11 protein-coding genes are annotated in these 14,685 nt (G+C 71.5%); 5 read left to right on the forward strand and 6 right to left on the reverse strand.

What is annotated here, in order from left to right; translation table 11 throughout:
* Positions 1-186: 186 nt before the first annotated feature.
* Together rpsO and eccD are read right to left on the reverse strand one after the other, a co-directional pair.
* Positions 187-474 (reverse strand): 30S ribosomal protein S15, encoded by a 288-nt coding sequence (gene rpsO, locus SNOUR_RS12430; RefSeq protein ID WP_039632228.1) that lies wholly within the window; start codon positions 472-474, stop codon positions 187-189.
* Between the two features lie 152 nt (positions 475-626).
* Positions 627-2,090, reverse strand: a complete 1,464-nt coding sequence (gene eccD, locus SNOUR_RS12435; protein WP_067346485.1) for a type VII secretion integral membrane protein EccD — start codon at positions 2,088-2,090, stop codon at positions 627-629.
* A gap of 254 nt (positions 2,091-2,344) precedes the next feature.
* Here eccD and eccCa point away from each other — a divergent pair, with 254 nt between their 5' ends.
* Positions 2,345-6,307, forward strand: coding sequence for a type VII secretion protein EccCa (gene eccCa / locus SNOUR_RS12440; RefSeq protein ID WP_067346487.1), 3,963 nt, complete (start codon positions 2,345-2,347; stop codon positions 6,305-6,307).
* 112 nt (positions 6,308-6,419) lie between these two features.
* Here the strand turns inward: eccCa and SNOUR_RS12445 are convergent, their stop codons facing one another.
* Both SNOUR_RS12445 and SNOUR_RS12450 read right to left on the reverse strand, forming a co-directional pair.
* On the reverse strand, positions 6,420-7,196 hold the full coding sequence (locus tag SNOUR_RS12445; RefSeq protein WP_067346489.1) for a WXG100 family type VII secretion target: 777 nt from the start codon (positions 7,194-7,196) through the stop codon (positions 6,420-6,422).
* Positions 7,193-7,501: a WXG100 family type VII secretion target gene (locus SNOUR_RS12450; RefSeq protein WP_039632235.1), complete on the reverse strand. Its 309-nt coding sequence runs from the start codon at positions 7,499-7,501 to the stop codon at positions 7,193-7,195. Before SNOUR_RS12450 ends, SNOUR_RS12445 begins: the two co-directional genes overlap by 4 nt.
* Positions 7,502-7,740: 239 nt before the next feature.
* Here SNOUR_RS12450 and SNOUR_RS12455 point away from each other — a divergent pair, with 239 nt between their 5' ends.
* The 3 genes from SNOUR_RS12455 to SNOUR_RS12465 all read left to right on the forward strand — a co-directional run bounded on the left by SNOUR_RS12455 (position 7,741) and on the right by SNOUR_RS12465 (position 12,132).
* A complete protein-coding gene (locus SNOUR_RS12455) occupies positions 7,741-8,142 on the forward strand; it encodes a hypothetical protein (RefSeq protein ID WP_067346491.1) in 402 nt (133 codons plus the stop codon).
* Positions 8,143-8,650: 508 nt separating this feature from the next.
* Positions 8,651-11,086 (forward strand): ATP-binding protein, encoded by a 2,436-nt coding sequence (locus SNOUR_RS12460; RefSeq protein WP_376738510.1) that lies wholly within the window; start codon positions 8,651-8,653, stop codon positions 11,084-11,086.
* Positions 11,083-12,132 carry an SUKH-4 family immunity protein gene (locus SNOUR_RS12465; protein WP_067346493.1) on the forward strand — a complete coding sequence of 350 codons (1,050 nt, stop codon included), beginning with the start codon at positions 11,083-11,085 and terminating at the stop codon, positions 12,130-12,132. The genes SNOUR_RS12460 and SNOUR_RS12465 overlap by 4 nt, the downstream gene beginning before the upstream one ends.
* 171 nt (positions 12,133-12,303) lie before the next feature.
* On the opposite strand, the gene SNOUR_RS48310 is transcribed toward SNOUR_RS12465, so the two are convergent.
* Both SNOUR_RS48310 and SNOUR_RS12475 read right to left on the reverse strand, forming a co-directional pair.
* Positions 12,304-12,741: a hypothetical protein gene (locus SNOUR_RS48310; protein ID WP_312632555.1), complete on the reverse strand. Its 438-nt coding sequence runs from the start codon at positions 12,739-12,741 to the stop codon at positions 12,304-12,306.
* Between the two features lie 94 nt (positions 12,742-12,835).
* On the reverse strand, positions 12,836-14,131 hold the full coding sequence (locus SNOUR_RS12475; protein ID WP_312632556.1) for a C2 family cysteine protease: 1,296 nt from the start codon (positions 14,129-14,131) through the stop codon (positions 12,836-12,838).
* A gap of 146 nt (positions 14,132-14,277) precedes the next feature.
* Between SNOUR_RS12475 and SNOUR_RS12480 the strand changes: the two genes are divergently transcribed.
* Positions 14,278-14,589: a WXG100 family type VII secretion target gene (locus SNOUR_RS12480; protein ID WP_067346497.1), complete on the forward strand. Its 312-nt coding sequence runs from the start codon at positions 14,278-14,280 to the stop codon at positions 14,587-14,589.
* Positions 14,590-14,685 lie beyond the last annotated feature (96 nt).

A 14,685-nucleotide genomic window follows, 5' to 3' on the forward strand; every position in this document is an offset into this window, starting at 1 on the left:
GGAGTGACCATGCGCCGTCCGGGGGCCACTACCGAGGACCGGCGGCCAGGAGGCGCTCCTACCGCGTTCGCTTTTGCGATATGGCACCAGACTACAAAGGTTCCGTCCACCGCGCGGCGGTACGGCTGTCCGGTGCGTACGGCAAAGGGAGCGGCCCCCGGTGGGAACCGCTCCCTCTGTGGCGTCTTACTTGGCGCCCGCCGCGCCGCGGCGGATGCCCAGGCGCTCCACCAGCTGGCGGAAGCGCATGATGTCCTTCTTCGCCAGGTACTGCAGCAGGCGGCGGCGCTGGCCGACCAGCAGCAGCAGACCACGGCGGGAGTGGTGGTCGTGCTTGTGGGTCTTGAGGTGCTCGGTCAGGTCCGAGATGCGGCGGGAGAGCAGCGCGACCTGGACCTCGGGGGAGCCGGTGTCACCCTCCTTGGTGGCGAACTCGGCCATGATCTGCTTCTTCGTGGCGGCGTCGAGCGACACGCGTACTCCTTCGGGTTGTGGTCCATGAGCGTCCCTGGATTTACGGCACAGGGAATCTTGGATGACTCGAATGGACCGTCACACAGCGTACCAGCTGGAAACGGCCCCCCGACCGGGTGGTCGGGGGGCCGTCCTGCGGGCGGTGCCGCGCGCTAGCTGCTGGTGAGGCCGCGCACGGTGCCGTACACGTCGAGGACCGCCAGGCACAGCGGCACCAGGGACAGCAGGACCAGGCCGTCGAAGATGTCGAGGATCCGGCCCCAGAAGGGGGTGACGCCCTTCTTCGGGACGACCAGGCCGACGCCGACGAGGATCGCCGCGCCCACCGCGATGCTGGTGGAGAACCAGACCGTGCGGATGTTCAGCGGACCGGAGTCCTGGAAGCGCTCCAGGGTGACGAAGATGTCCATCGGCGGGTGCAGCGCGATGCCCAGGATGAGCAGCACGATGGTGAAGATGCCGGCGATGGTCAGGCAGGCGACCTGGGCGGTGTAGTCGAAGAGCCGGGCGCGCAGCATGATCGTGATGCCCGCGGTCATGGCCAGCACCTGGGCCCAGACGTTGTCGGAGAAGCCGAGGACGATACCGGCGGAGCCGACGACCAGGGCGGAGCAGCCGGCGACCAGACCGAGCAGGAGCTCGTGGCCGCGCTTGGCCTGGTTGCCGATCTTCACGAAGTCGACGGACTCGGTCTCGGAACCGGACTCCAGGGCGCCCTTGGCGATCTGGTCGGGCGAGCGGTAGCCGATGGGCAGGCGGGCGAACCGGGCGGAGAGGCTGGGCAGCCAGGCGACCATGGCGATGGAGACGACGGCGGTGACCGCGGCGACCTCGATCGGGGCGGCATCGGTGAGGATCGCGGCGAAGACCGCGACGGTGCCGATGGCGGAGAGGAAGGCGGCCGCGACGAAGGGCGCGTCACCGCGCGGGAGCAGCACCACCAGCAGCACCGAGGCGATCAGCACCGTCACGCAACCGACGAGCAGGTGGAGCCGGCCCGGGCCGCCGCCGGTGTCGACGGGGAAGATGCCGGATCCCGCGATGAGCAGGTGCGGCAGCGCCGAGAGGCCCAGGGCGATCGACGAGGCGTGGTCGTCGTAGACCCGGGCGCGGACGCCGGCCAGGGCCACCAGGACGACGCCCACCACGCCGGCGATGATGCCGGGGAGGCGGTGCATGTCGCGGTTGACCGGGTTGGAGAACCACAGCGCGAAGGCCATCATCACCAGCAGCAGCACGCCGGCGCTGAGGCCGACGACGCGCATCAGGTCGTCGCTCCAGCGGCTGCGGTTCTGCTTGACCGCGGAGGCGATGGCGTCCGAGACGTCGTCGAAGACCGGCAGCGGCAACGACTCGGCGAACGGCTTGAGCAGCAGCAGGTCACCGTCGAGGATCTGCTGCTGGGCCAGCGACTGCCCGGCGTCGAGCACCGTTCCGTCGCGGCGTACGAGGTGATATCCGGTCGGGGCGCCCTCGGCCTGGGACTGCCCGGAGAGTCGCAGGATCTCCGGGTAGATATCGACGAGTGCCACGTCCTCCGGCAGTGCCACGTCGATCCGTGCGTCCGGCGCGGCGACTGTGACCCGGCAGAAGCCGGTGCCAGTGCTCGTGCTCACCTGGCGGTTCCCCCTATCCGTTGGGCGTTTTGTCGCGTCGCGCGCCCTATATATAAGGCCGTCCTGACGGGGCTGTGGCGCGCTCGCGGTGCGTCAGCGTACCGTCCGAACGGGGCACTGCCCCACCCACCCCTTGACTTGACGCGTAACAGTAGGATCAACGCCTGCGTCGGGCCAAGGACTTGGCTCGGGGGACCGTCGAATCCAACGGGGGCGGTCCGAGACTGCGAGATGCATGAAGGACTGATGCCTCGGTGAGCGTTGTCATCGTCAAGCGCCCGCCCCGGTCGCTGCCACCTGAAGTCCCCTCGGAGGAGGTGGTACTTGAGGCCCCTCCGGAGCTTCCCCGCGAGGGCGAGCCGGAGAACCTGCTGATGACCTTCCTGCCCATGATGGGCATGGCGTCCTCGGCGGGCTTCCTGTTCATGGGGAAGCAGCCGTTCATGATGATCATGGGCGGATTCATGGTCGCCTCCACGCTGGCGATGGCGATCATGCAGATCGTCAAGGCCCGCCAGGGTCCTTCCGGACAGATGCTCCAGGAGCGCCAGGACTACCTCAAGTACCTCGCCCAGAAGCGGAAAGAGGTGCGGCGCACCGCGCGCAGGCAGCGGGACGCGCAGCTGTTCACCCATCCCGACCCGAGCCAGCTGTGGTCCATCGTGGCCGAGGGCAAGCGGGTGTGGGAGCGCCGGGCGAACGACCCGGACTTCGCCCAGGTGCGCCTGGGGCTGGGCCCCCAGCAGTTGGCCACTCCGCTGCGCGCGCCGGAGACCGCTCCGGTCGACGAGCTGGAGCCGCTGACCGCGCACGCGATGAAGGAATTCCTCGACAAGCACGGCCACCTGGAGAGCCTCCCGCTGGCGGTGTCGCTGCGCGCCTTCTACCACCTGACGGTGTCCGGTGACCCGGACACCGTCTACGGCGCCTCGCGCGCCCTCGTCGCCCAGCTGTGCACGCTGCACTCGCCCGAGGACCTGGTGGTGGCCGTGGTGGCCGCGCCGGGTGCGCAGGCCGAGTGGGAGTGGACCAAGTGGCTGCCGCAGGTCCAGGACAAGACCACCGACGGCGCCGGTACCCGCCGGCTGGTCGTCGGCGACCTCGGCGAGATCGAGGAGTTGCTGGCGGACGAGCTGGACGGCCGCGGGCGGTTCAACCCGCAGGGCGCTCCGGTGACCGACACCCCGCACGTCCTCGTCGTGCTGGACGGCGGCGAGGTCCCGATGGACTCGGTGATCGCCGGGGCCGAGGGCCTGCAGGGCGTCTCCATCCTGGAGATCGTGCCGGGCGACCTGGACGAGATCCGCGGTGGTCTGGCGATCCAGGTGTGGCCGGGCAAGCTGGTGCTGGAGTCGGCGAGCGGCGCGGTCTACAACGGCACGTGCGACACCCTGTCGATCGCCGAGGCGGAGGCGCTGGCCCGTCAGCTGGCGCCGTTGCGGGCCGGTTCGGGCGCCGACGGCGAGGAACCGCTGCTGTCCGCGCTGGACTTCACCGACCTGCTCAACATCGCCGACGCCGGCACGCTGGACGTCTCCAAGACCTGGCGGCCCCGGACGCTGTCCGAGCGACTGCGGGTGCCGATCGGTGTCGACCGCGACGGCCAGCCGGTCATGCTGGACATCAAGGAAGCCTCGCAGCAGGGCATGGGCCCGCACGGCCTGTGTGTCGGTGCGACCGGTTCCGGTAAGTCCGAGGTGCTGCGCACCCTGGTGCTCGCGCTCGCGGTGACGCACTCCTCGGAGACGCTGAACTTCATCCTCGCGGACTTCAAGGGTGGCGCCACCTTCACCGGTATGTCCGAGATGCCGCACGTCGCGGCCGTCATCACCAACCTCGGTGAGGACGTCACGCTGATCGACCGCATGCGCGACTCGATCACCGGTGAGCTCCAGCGCCGTCAGGAACTGCTGCGCTCGGCGGGCAACTACGCGAACATCACCGACTACGAGAAGGCGCGTGCCGCCGGCGCTCCGCTGGACCCGCTGCCGTCGCTGGTGATGATCATCGACGAGTTCTCCGAACTGCTCGCCGCCAAGCCCGACTTCATCGAGATGTTCATCCAGATCGGCCGTATCGGCCGTTCGATGGGTGTGCACATGCTGCTCGCCTCGCAGCGTCTGGAAGAGGGCAAGCTGCGCGGTCTGGACACCTTCCTGTCCTACCGACTCGGTCTGCGGACCTTCTCCGCCGCCGAGTCGCGGACCGCGATCGGTGTGCCGGACGCCTACCACCTGCCGAACGTTCCGGGTTCCGGCATCCTGAAGTACGACACCGAGACGATGGTCCAGTTCAAGGCCGCGTACGTCTCGGGCACCTACCGCGGTCCGGGCGGCAGCGGTCGCGGCGGCAGCGGCGGCGGTCGGGCCAACCGGCTCCCGGTGCCCTTCACGGCCGCCCCGGTCGTCGAGCAGATCATCGAGGACCCGACCCCGATCGAGCCGGACACCCCCGAGATCGACGACGCGCTGGCCGACACCGTCCTGGACGTCATGGTCCAGCGGATGCAGGGCCAGGGCCCGCCGGCCCACCAGGTGTGGCTGCCGCCGCTGGAGGAGCCGCCCACGGTCAACCAGCTGCTGCCGGCCCTGGCGGTCACCCCCGAGCGGGGCGTGCACGCGCCGGAGTACACCGCGCTGGGCAAGCTCGTGGTGCCGGTCGCGCTGGTGGACAAGCCGTTCGAGCAGCGGCGTGACGTCATGTACCTGGACTTCTCCGCCGGTGCCGGTCACGGTCTGGTCGTCGGTGGTCCGCAGTCCGGCAAGTCGACGCTGATCCGTTCCGCGATGGCGGCGTTCGCGCTCACCCACACCCCGTCCGAAGTGCAGTTCTACTGCCTCGACTTCGGTGGCGGCGGCATGCTGACCATGGAGGGCCTGGCGCACGTCGGCGGTGTCGCCTCGCGTCTGGACGCGGAGAAGGTCCGCCGTACGGTCGCCGAGGTCACCGGCATCCTCAACGAGCGCGAGGAGTTCTTCCGCTCCAACAACATCGACTCGATCGGTACCTACCGCCAGCGGCGGGCCGCGGGCGCCTTCCCCGACCAGAAGTGGGGCGACGTCTTCCTGATCATCGATGGTTGGGGCACGTTCAAGACCGACTACGAGCAGCTCGACCCGGTGATCCTGGACATCGCCAGCCGGGGTCTCGGTTTCGGTGTCCACCTGATCCTCGCGGCCTCCCGCTACACCGAGGTGCGTCCCGCCCTGCGCGACCAGCTCCTCAACCGCGTGGAGCTGCGCCTGGGCGACCCGATGGAGTCGGAGTTCGACCGCAAGCGCGCGGAGAACGTCCCGATGGGAAAGCCGGGCCGCGGCCTCTCCCCGGAGAAGCTGGACTTCCTGGCCGCGCTGCCGCGCCTGGACGGCATGAGCGACCCGGAGACCACCAGCGACGGCATCGCCAACCTGGTGCAGACCGTCAACGAGCACTGGAAGGGCGAGCCCGCCCCCAAGGTGCGGATGCTGCCGACGATGCTGCACGCCAGCGACCTGCCCCGGGGCGGCGACTACCCCGAGCACGGCATCGCGATCGGTGTCGACGAGACCACGCTGTCCCCGGCGTTCATCGACTTCGAGACCGACCCGCTGCTGGTCATCTACGGCGACAGCGAGTCCGGCAAGTCCTCGCTGCTGCGCCTGCTGACCAAGCAGATCGCCGAGCGGTACCCGACCGACAAGGCGCTCATGGTGGTCGGCGACTACCGTCGCGCACTGCTCGGTGAGATCCCCGACAGCCACCTGTACAAGTACTGTGCCGCGGGGCCGCAGCTCCAGGAGGTCATCAGCGGGCTCGCCGGTTCGCTGGGCCGACGAATGCCGGGGCCGGACGTCACGCCGGAGCAGCTGCGCAACCGCAGCTGGTACGACCTGCCGGACGCGTTCGTGATCGTCGACGACTACGACCTGGTGGCGACCAGCAGCGGCAACCCGCTGCAGCCGCTGCTGGAGTACCTGCCGTTCGCCCGTGACCTGGGTCTGCGCCTGATCCTGGCGCGCAGCTCCTCGGGTGCCGGCCGGTCCTCGTTCGAGCCGGTCATGCAGCGTTCCAAGGAGCTCGGCGCGCAGGGTCTGATCCTGTCGGCCGACCCGGGCGAGGGCCCGCTGATGGGCAACATCAAGGGTCAGCAGCTCACGCCCGGCCGTGGCATGTTCATCACCCGCAAGCGCGGTGCGCAGCTGGTCCAGACCGGCTTCCTGCCGCTCAGCGGCCAGTAGCAGACAGCCCGTACAACGGCGGTGGGGCGTCCCTCTCAGGAGGGGCGCCCCACCGCCGTTTTCGTTGTTCCGTTGTTCGCGTCGCTCGTGTTGTTCGCGCGCCGTCCTCGGGTCAGCCGAAGGCGCCGTGCTGGGTGACGTCCGGGCCGGGCGGGGCGGCTGCGTCCGCGGCCCGGCCCTCACCGGAGGCGGCGCCGGCGGCCTTCTCCGCCTGGTCGCCGGCCGGTGCGGAGCCCTTCGCCGGCGCCTTCCCGTCGGCCGCCTTCTCCGCCGCCTTCTGCCGCGCGGCGGCCTTCGCCTCCTGCTCCTCCGCCGCGCGCTGCGCCTCGGCCGGGTTCGTCCGGACGCCCTTGGCGATGCCCTCGCCGCCGCGCGTCGCCGCCGCGCCGTCCCGGGGCGTGCCGAACGGGTCGGGCCCGTGGGCGGCCGTGGACGTCTCCCACTGGTGCCGCAGCTGCGGGGCCTGGCTCTGGCCGCCGCCCCGGCCGCCGCGCTTGCCGAACGCGCCGCCGAGGCCGTTGGCGAGCTGGCCCAGCGCCATGAGGCCGTAGGCCATTCCCTGGCCCGACGACTGCGAGGCGGGCTGCGTGGCGCTCGCCGAGCCGCTGTCGTGGGCCCCGCCGGTGCTGTCGCCGTGGTGGTTGTCGGCGGCGTTCTCCAGGTCGGCCGCGGCCAGTTCGAAGACCGGCAGGGACTCGTCGACGGACCGCTTCAGCCGGTGCCACTCGGCGGCGAACGCCTCGCCCGCCGGGCCGTGCCAGTCGGCCGAGGCGGCGGCGCCGACGTGCCGGTCGAGGTCGCGGACGAGCCCGTCCAGGTGCTTGCCCATGTCCCGCCAGCCGGCCGCCGCGTCGTGCAGCGCATGGGGATTGCGTCGTGGTTCCGTCACTTGACGCTCCGCATCATCTCGACCAGCTCGTCCTCCGTGGCCTGGGTGTTCGCGGCGGTCTCCTTGATGCCGCCGCCGACCTCGGCCAGCCGCTGTTGGAGCTGTGCCAGGGCGCGCTCGGCCTCCTCGAACAACTCGCGGAAGGGCCGGGCCGCTTCATCGCTGCCGAAACCGTCCCTGAGCGCGTCGGCGTCCGTACGCCGTCTGAATGCGCTCAGGTGCCGGCTCAGTTCTTCCGCTCGAATCTCGAAGGTCGTACCGAGCTTGTGCAGCTCCTCGGTACTGAGCCGGACTTCATCGGACATCATTTCTCCCCGAATTGAATGACAGCGACCTGCTGTACATCGCCTCAGGTCTAGCACACCCGCAAAAGGCCCGAAGCCCCTGGCGGAGTCGCTTCTGCGCGAAGCGCGGAAGGGATACGGAGCAATATCCGGCAATACCGACAACCCCTGCCTTGACGACCCGTTCACATCCGTCATTACACTCATGACGCCGGTGCAGCACGCGCGGTTGCTGTGCCACCACGTACAAGGGGGCAGACATGAGCAACGAGCGGCAGATCCAGGACGACGACCTGATGGACGTCGCCCACGACCATGAGCAGGCGGCCCGCCTGCGGAAGGCGCTGAAGGTGCTTGCGGAGAACCCCAAGGTGGGCGGCAAGCTCCAGGAGATGGCCCAGGAAGTGCTCTCCGGCCGGATGGGCATGAAGGAAGCCATCGAGACGCCCGGCTACATGGACGCGCTGGGCGACCGGATGAACCAGATCCGGCGCGCGGCCGAGAACCAGACGGCGGCCGAGCGCGAGGAGTCCCGCGCGAAGTTCGCCGAGTGGCAGAAGAAGCAGGACGAGGAGGAGGACCGCGAGCGCGCCGAGCGCGACGGTCCGAGCCTCGACCTCGTCACCGGCCCGCGCCGCGGCGGCGGGCGCGGCCACCGCTGAACCGCCCCCCTGGGTCCTGGACCCCGTCAAACGCCAGGATCCGCCCGCGTGGGCCGGGTGCCCGGCACGACGCGGGCGGATCTTTTGATCTCTGTTCGGCATCATTCCGCGCCGCCCGGCGGCGTTCCGCATCGCTCGGCGGCGTTCTTCACCGCCCGGCAACGCTCGTCTCTTCGCTGGTCTCTTCCGGCCCGCCCGACGGAGATCCGGAGGAATATCGCGCCGGACAACACCACGCCGATCCACCCCGAGTCGGGCAAGTGCACACGGGATAAGAACGCACCGGAAAAGCACACACCAGACAAGAACGCGACATCACGCAGAAATTGCAAAACGGGAATAAGGCCCACCTTTCCCATGCGCCCCGACCTCCCCCCTGCTCGCCCGGGCGCGCTGCCCCGTGTGCCGGTTCCGGAACAGCCGCCCCTCGGCCGTCCCCTGATTCCGGACCGGAACATAGGATCTAGCCAGTACTTGCACGGATCCACGGGAGTGGAGGGCGGGATCGATGGGGGACGAGGAAGTCATGAACGCCTCAGACGACGCGGCCGGCACTGCGGCCCACTACGCGCCGCACCCGTACGTCGGGGGCCGCACCGCCGCCCTCCGCGCCCTCGCCGCCTGGCGCATGCGGTGGCCCGGCGCACCGCGGGTGGTCGTTCTCACCGGCAGCCCCGGCAGCGGGTGTTCCCGCCTGCTCGCGGGCTTCCTGATGCTGTGCGACCCCGACTACCGCAAGCAGCTCCCGCTGGACGACCTGGACCCGGCGACGGTCCCCCCGGACCTCCCGGCGCCGGCCGTACCGAGCCCCCGGGGCCTGACGGCCGCACAGGTGCTGTGGCTCCTCGCCGACCACCTCGGCCTCGCCGCCGGGCGCACGGCGGACGTCTTCTCCGAACTCGCCGCCCGCGAGGAGCCGCTGACGGTCGTCGTACCGGACGTCGACCTGGCCGGTCCGGTGCGCGCCGCCAACGAGCCGGCGCGCCTGGTGCGCGAGGTCCTCGTACCGCTCGCCGCGACGCCGACGGTGCACCTCCTGGCCGATGTGCCCCGTGAACTCGCCGCCGAGCTGGCCGGTGCGCTGCCGCGCGGCCAGGTGCAGGTGATCGACCTCGACGCGCCCGAGTGGGCCGACCCCGAGGGCCTGGTCCTGCACGCCGAGACCGCGCTCACCCCGGAGGCCGGCGCCCCCGACCTCCCGTTCACCACCGACCCGGACGCGCGCCGGGCGCTCGCCGAGGCGCTGGCCCGGCGCGCCGACGGCAGCCGGCTGACGGTCCACCTGGCCGTGCGGTCGCTGTTCGCCCACCCCGAGGGGTTCGATCCCGCCGACGAGGCGCAGCTGCCCCGCACCGTCGGCGACGTCCTCGACCTGCACGCCCGCCGTCTGGGCGCCGATCCGCGGACGCTCCGGCAGATGCTGGCGCCGCTGGCGTTCGCCGAGGGCGACGGGCTCCCGGTGCAGCTGTGGCACCCGTTGGCGAACGCCGTCGCCGGACACGACATGGGCCGGGTCATCGCCGACGGGATGCTGCTGGCCGCCCCGTTCGTGGAGCCGGTGGCACCTCCCGCGGACGGCGGTGACGAGGGTGCGGACGCCGACGAGGGGGCGGTGGACGGCGTTGCCGCGGGCCACACGAATGCGTCCGGGGACGAGCACATCTCCGGCGCCCCGGAGACCTCCGGTGGCACGCCCCGCACGCTGATCCGCCTGACCCACCCGGGCCTCGCCGCCGAGCTCCGCGCCGGCACGGCGAACCCCCGGGACGCCCAGACCAAGATCGCCATGGCGCTGCTGGAGGCGGTGCCCCGGCAGGACTGGTCCCAGGCCGACCCCTACGTCCGCGACTACCTCGCCGCGCACACCCTCGAAGCCGGGCTGCTCCCACAACTCCTCACCGACCCGGGCCTGTTCACCCACGCCGACCCGACCCGGCTGCGCGCCGCCGTCGAGGCCGTACCGCTCGACCAGTTGGGCGCACCGGCCCGTACGTATCTGCGCACCGCTCCCCTGCTCACCCGCTCCGAGGCCCCGCTCGACATGCGGGCGGCGCTCCTGGAGACCGCGTTCGTCGAGGACGGGCTGCTGCCGTACGCGGAGGCGCTGCACGGACTGGGCCTGGACCTGCCGTGGCGCACCCTGTGGAGCCTGCCGCTGCCGGGCGTGACCTCGGTGACGGCCGGGTTCCTGCCGGCGCGGGAGGGCGCGGATCCGGCGGCGCCCGACGGCACCCGCCGCCCCGTCGCCGCGCTGCTGGTCCCGGCGGGCACGCCGGGCTCCCGTCCACTGCCGACCGCGGACGCCCCGGAGCCGACGGCGACTGCCACTGCCACTACGACCGCGACTACGGATACGGCTGCGGATACGGCTGCGGAGGAGTCCGCGGCCCCTCCGATCGACGCCGACGCCGCTCCCGCCCCCGCGACCACGCCCACCGCCCTCCTGCTCCACGACCTCCTCCGCCCGGCACCCGTCGACGCCGACCCCGCGCAGGTGCTGCGCCCGTCGGAGCAGGAGCAGGCGGCGGCTCCGTACGGGTTCAGCCGCGGCGCCGACTACCTGCGGGTGTGGGCCCGGGCGAGCGGAGAGGTAGTGACCGCGCTGATCTCCGACTCCCCGTTCCGGGACGCCGACCTCACCCCGGACGGCATCCTCCTGGTCGCCACCGAACGCGGTGTGACGGCCCGTCAGATCCTTGCCCCGGCACCCGCCGCGGCGCCTGCCCCGACACCGGACGCCGAGCCGACTGAAGCCACCGACGCCACCCACGCCACTGGAGTAACCGAGGGCGCCGGGGTCACCGGGTCGGCCGGCACCACCGGGGCGGTCGATACCGCAGCCCCCGCCGCCGTCCCCGCCCAGGCCGCCGCGCCGGCCACCGTCCCGTCCACCGACGCCGCCGCCCACGGCCGCACCCGCGGCCCCGAAGGAGACCACTCGTGAACACCCAGGCGCAGGCAGACCCCACCGCCCAGCCGCCGGTCGTCGGCCCCGGCAACACCGCCGTGGCGACCTATCTCGACCCGTCCACCGGCGAGGAGACCAGCCTCGCCAAGGTCTCCCGCCCCGGCCTGCCGCCCGCCGAGTACCAGCTGTTCGAGGAGTTGCGGCAGCAGGGCGTGGACGGTGCCGCGGTCCGCGCCGTCCACACCGACCTGCGGCCGGCGATGCTGCCCGGCGGCTACACCGGCGACTTCGTCCTCCGGGCCTTCCCCAACGCCGCGTTCTCCTGCACCACCGACTACGGCGCGCGCCCCGAGGAGCGCGCCGCGGGCATCGCCGGGCTGCTCCGGCACATCGAGACCATGCACCAGCTCGCGGGCCGGCAGGCGCCGCCCCAGCCGCATCGGGCGCCCGTTCCGCAGGCCGTCGCCCCCGCGCCGCCGCTGCCCGCCGCGGACCTCGGCGCCCATCTCGCCGAGGTCTTCGGCCCCGACGGCGTACGGCGCCCCGACGCCGCGGCGCTCGGCGCCACCCGGCTTCCCGAGGACACCAGGACCACCCTGACCGAGGCCGGTCTCCCCGCCCAGGTGCCCTACTTCTTCACCGCCGACGACCCGGCCGCCCCGCCGGCCGGCGGCCTGTTCGCCGACGTCGCCACCCACCTCCGGGAAACCGGGACGAACGCCCAGCCGCAGATCCTGGAGATCCTCTCCGGATACGTCCGCCTCGGCACCGACGGCCTGTACACCCTCGCCGTCCAGTGCGTCGCACCGGAGGACGACCCGAGCCAGCTGGGCACCCTGTGGGCCGTCCAACCCGGCACCGGCGGCGCCCGCTTCGTCAACCGTTCCCTCGCCGCCTACCTGCGCTCGCTCGCCCTCCTGGTCACCACGCGCCGGCAGCTGGCGCACCTCGACCCGTATGCCGCGGGCGCCGCGGTCGCCGCCTTCCAGGAACAGCTCGTGGCCCTCGACCCCTGGTCCCTGGACGACGCCGACAACTGGTGGTCCCTGGTGACCGAGCAGATGTGGCACGGCCTGTTCTGACGCTCCGATCCGCCCTGCGCCCGTACAGGCCGCCCTGCGCCGTCGCGGAACGAGGTGACCACGGTTGCCCCACTCCGGCCGTTCCGCCTGCCCGGGGCGGACCGGCCGGAGCCGGGCGGCGAGCCGCCGCCCCTCGGATGCGTCAGGGGGCATCACGCCAGCCCTGGCCCCTCAGGGCAACAGCAGCCAGTCAGCGGCGATCGCCGCCGTGAGTCCCAGGCCCAGCAGCCAAGTGCCCAATCGGGTCCGCCCGTTGCGGGCGAGTTCGATGACGATCCCGCAGAGTATGAGTGCCGCCCCGTACACCCCGACCACCAGGACCGAGTGGCGGGTCGCCAGCCGCACCACGAGCAGCACCGCCATCGCGGCCATCATCACCGAGGCCAGCACGACCCGCACCCGTCGTGCCTGGCGAGGCGTCAGCCCCATCCGGCCGCTCTCCGCCGGGTCGTCGTCCTGACTGTCGTCGGCCTGACCGTCGTCGGCCCGGTCCTGCTCGACCTGGTCGTGCTCGGTCCGGCCTTCCTCGGTCCGGCCGTGCCCGGCCTGTTCGTCCTCGACCGGCCCCTGCTCGACCGTCGCCTCACCGCTGCGCCCCGCTGCATCCATGAGCGGGAATGCTACGGCGAAGACCGGTGGCACATGGTGCCGGAGACGGAGCGGAGCGACAGCGGACCGGCAGGGAGTCGACGGCGGCGCGGCGTCACCAGGTCTCGACCGCCCAGCACTTGTTGAGGTAGGTCCGGACCTCGTCGAGGGTGAGCCAGCACTCCCACATCTTGCGTGTGGCGCCGTCGCCCCAGGGGTTGCCGAGGCAGATCCGGCCGCCGGCCACGTCGACGTCCTTCACGAAGTAGGCGTGGCTCGTGGCCAGCCGGCCGTCCGCCAGCTTCTCGCGGTCGTTCCCCCTGCCCCAGGTGCCGACGGCGATTGCGTGGCCGCGCGACCGCCGGTCGGCGATCTCGTGACAGAGCCAGGGCGAGTGGTAGTCGAGCGGCTGCGGCTCCCGGCCGGTGAGGAGGCCGAAGGCGTCGTTCACGAAGCCGCCGGTGACCTCTTCGTAGCCGCCGCGCAGCTTCGCGACGGCCTTCTCGTAGTAGCCGGGCCAGGTCTCCGCGTATCGGGCGTCTTCCGTGTGCCCCTTGGCGCACCACAGCATGTTGTGGCCGTAGGGCAGGTCGGGCACCATCGTGATGTCGACCGGCCGTCCCTGGACGTAGAGCGTGCAGGTGACCGTGCCGTTGGCCTCCAGTCGGAGATGGCGGGCGGCGTGCTGGGGGTTGGCCTGGATCACCCCCTGGATGCTGGTGAGGAACCAGCAGGTGCCGAACCGTCCCTGGTCCATGTCCTGCCAGGACATCGCCTCCGTCGAGCCGGAGACCCGCTTCCAGTCCTGGGTGAAGTAGGCGCCGTCGACCTGCGCGAACGGCCCCTCGGGCAGCACCCAGCCGTGGTCCGCGCAGGCGCACCCCGGGTCGTACTCGGGTTGGCTGCACACCATCCAGGTGCCGACCAGCATCGCCGCGTACGGGCTCACGGAGCGCAGCAGCCAGCTGAACAGTTCGGCCTGCCGGCGCCAGTCGTAGGCCGGTTCGCCGTGCTCGTCCTCGACATGGGTGAGGTCGTCCCACCGCTCCAGGCCCTGCCGGCCCCACCGGCGGACCACCATGTCGAGCTCGGTCGGCGGCAACGGGACCAGGAGGTTGGCCACCTGGTCCAGCAGCGAGCGCGCGTTGTAGCGGGTCTCGTCGGCGAACAGCATGTTCCACGCCTGCGCTCCGACGGCCTCGGCCCGCTGCGGGTTCGGCGGCGGGCCAGGGGGTTGCCAGGGGAGCTCGACCAACGGGTGGCCGTCCTTGACGTAGTTCAGCCGGCTCAGCCCGATGCTGTCGTTGACACCGCGCACCAGGTCGACCGCGCCGAGCACGGCACCGCCGCCCGGGATGAAGTCCGCGGCGAAACCGGCCACTTGGCGCCAGTTGTTACGGCCGTATCCCACCCGTCCTCCCCCGTACGGCTGCTCAACCGCCCATAGGAGGGGCGGCTTGTGCAGAGCGTGTGATGGGCCTCGTACCCTGGCGCCCGGCCTTAACGAGTCCTTAGTACGATGTGAGGCTCACAACCGCTTTATGAAGGGTACCTGACATGGGGGACTCCGGGTTTCGGGTTGAGCCCGAAGCAATCGGCAGTTATGGGTCAACGGTCCGCGAGCAGGTGGAGCAGCTCAGGACGGTCCAGAATGCGGTAGCCGGCATCCAGATCTCGTCCACCGCCTTCGGCCATCTGCCGAACGCGCAGAACCTGGCGGAGGCGTACAAAGAGCACGCCGAAGCGAGCAGGCAGAACATCGCCGACCTCGTGAGCGCGCTGACGAACACCGCCGAGGGGCTTCACTTCACGGCGCAGAACTACGCCGAGCACGACCAGGCGGTCAGCTCGTCCTTCGGGGGTGCCTGATGAGCCGTCGGTCGCACTCGACTCCGCACCACCCGTCCGCCCCGTCGCACAACGGGCCGTCCGACCACCCGACGCCGCCGCGCCCGCAGCCGGAAC

The sequence above is a fragment of the Streptomyces noursei ATCC 11455 genome, assembly GCF_001704275.1.
In the GTDB taxonomy this organism is placed as follows: domain Bacteria; phylum Actinomycetota; class Actinomycetes; order Streptomycetales; family Streptomycetaceae; genus Streptomyces; species Streptomyces noursei.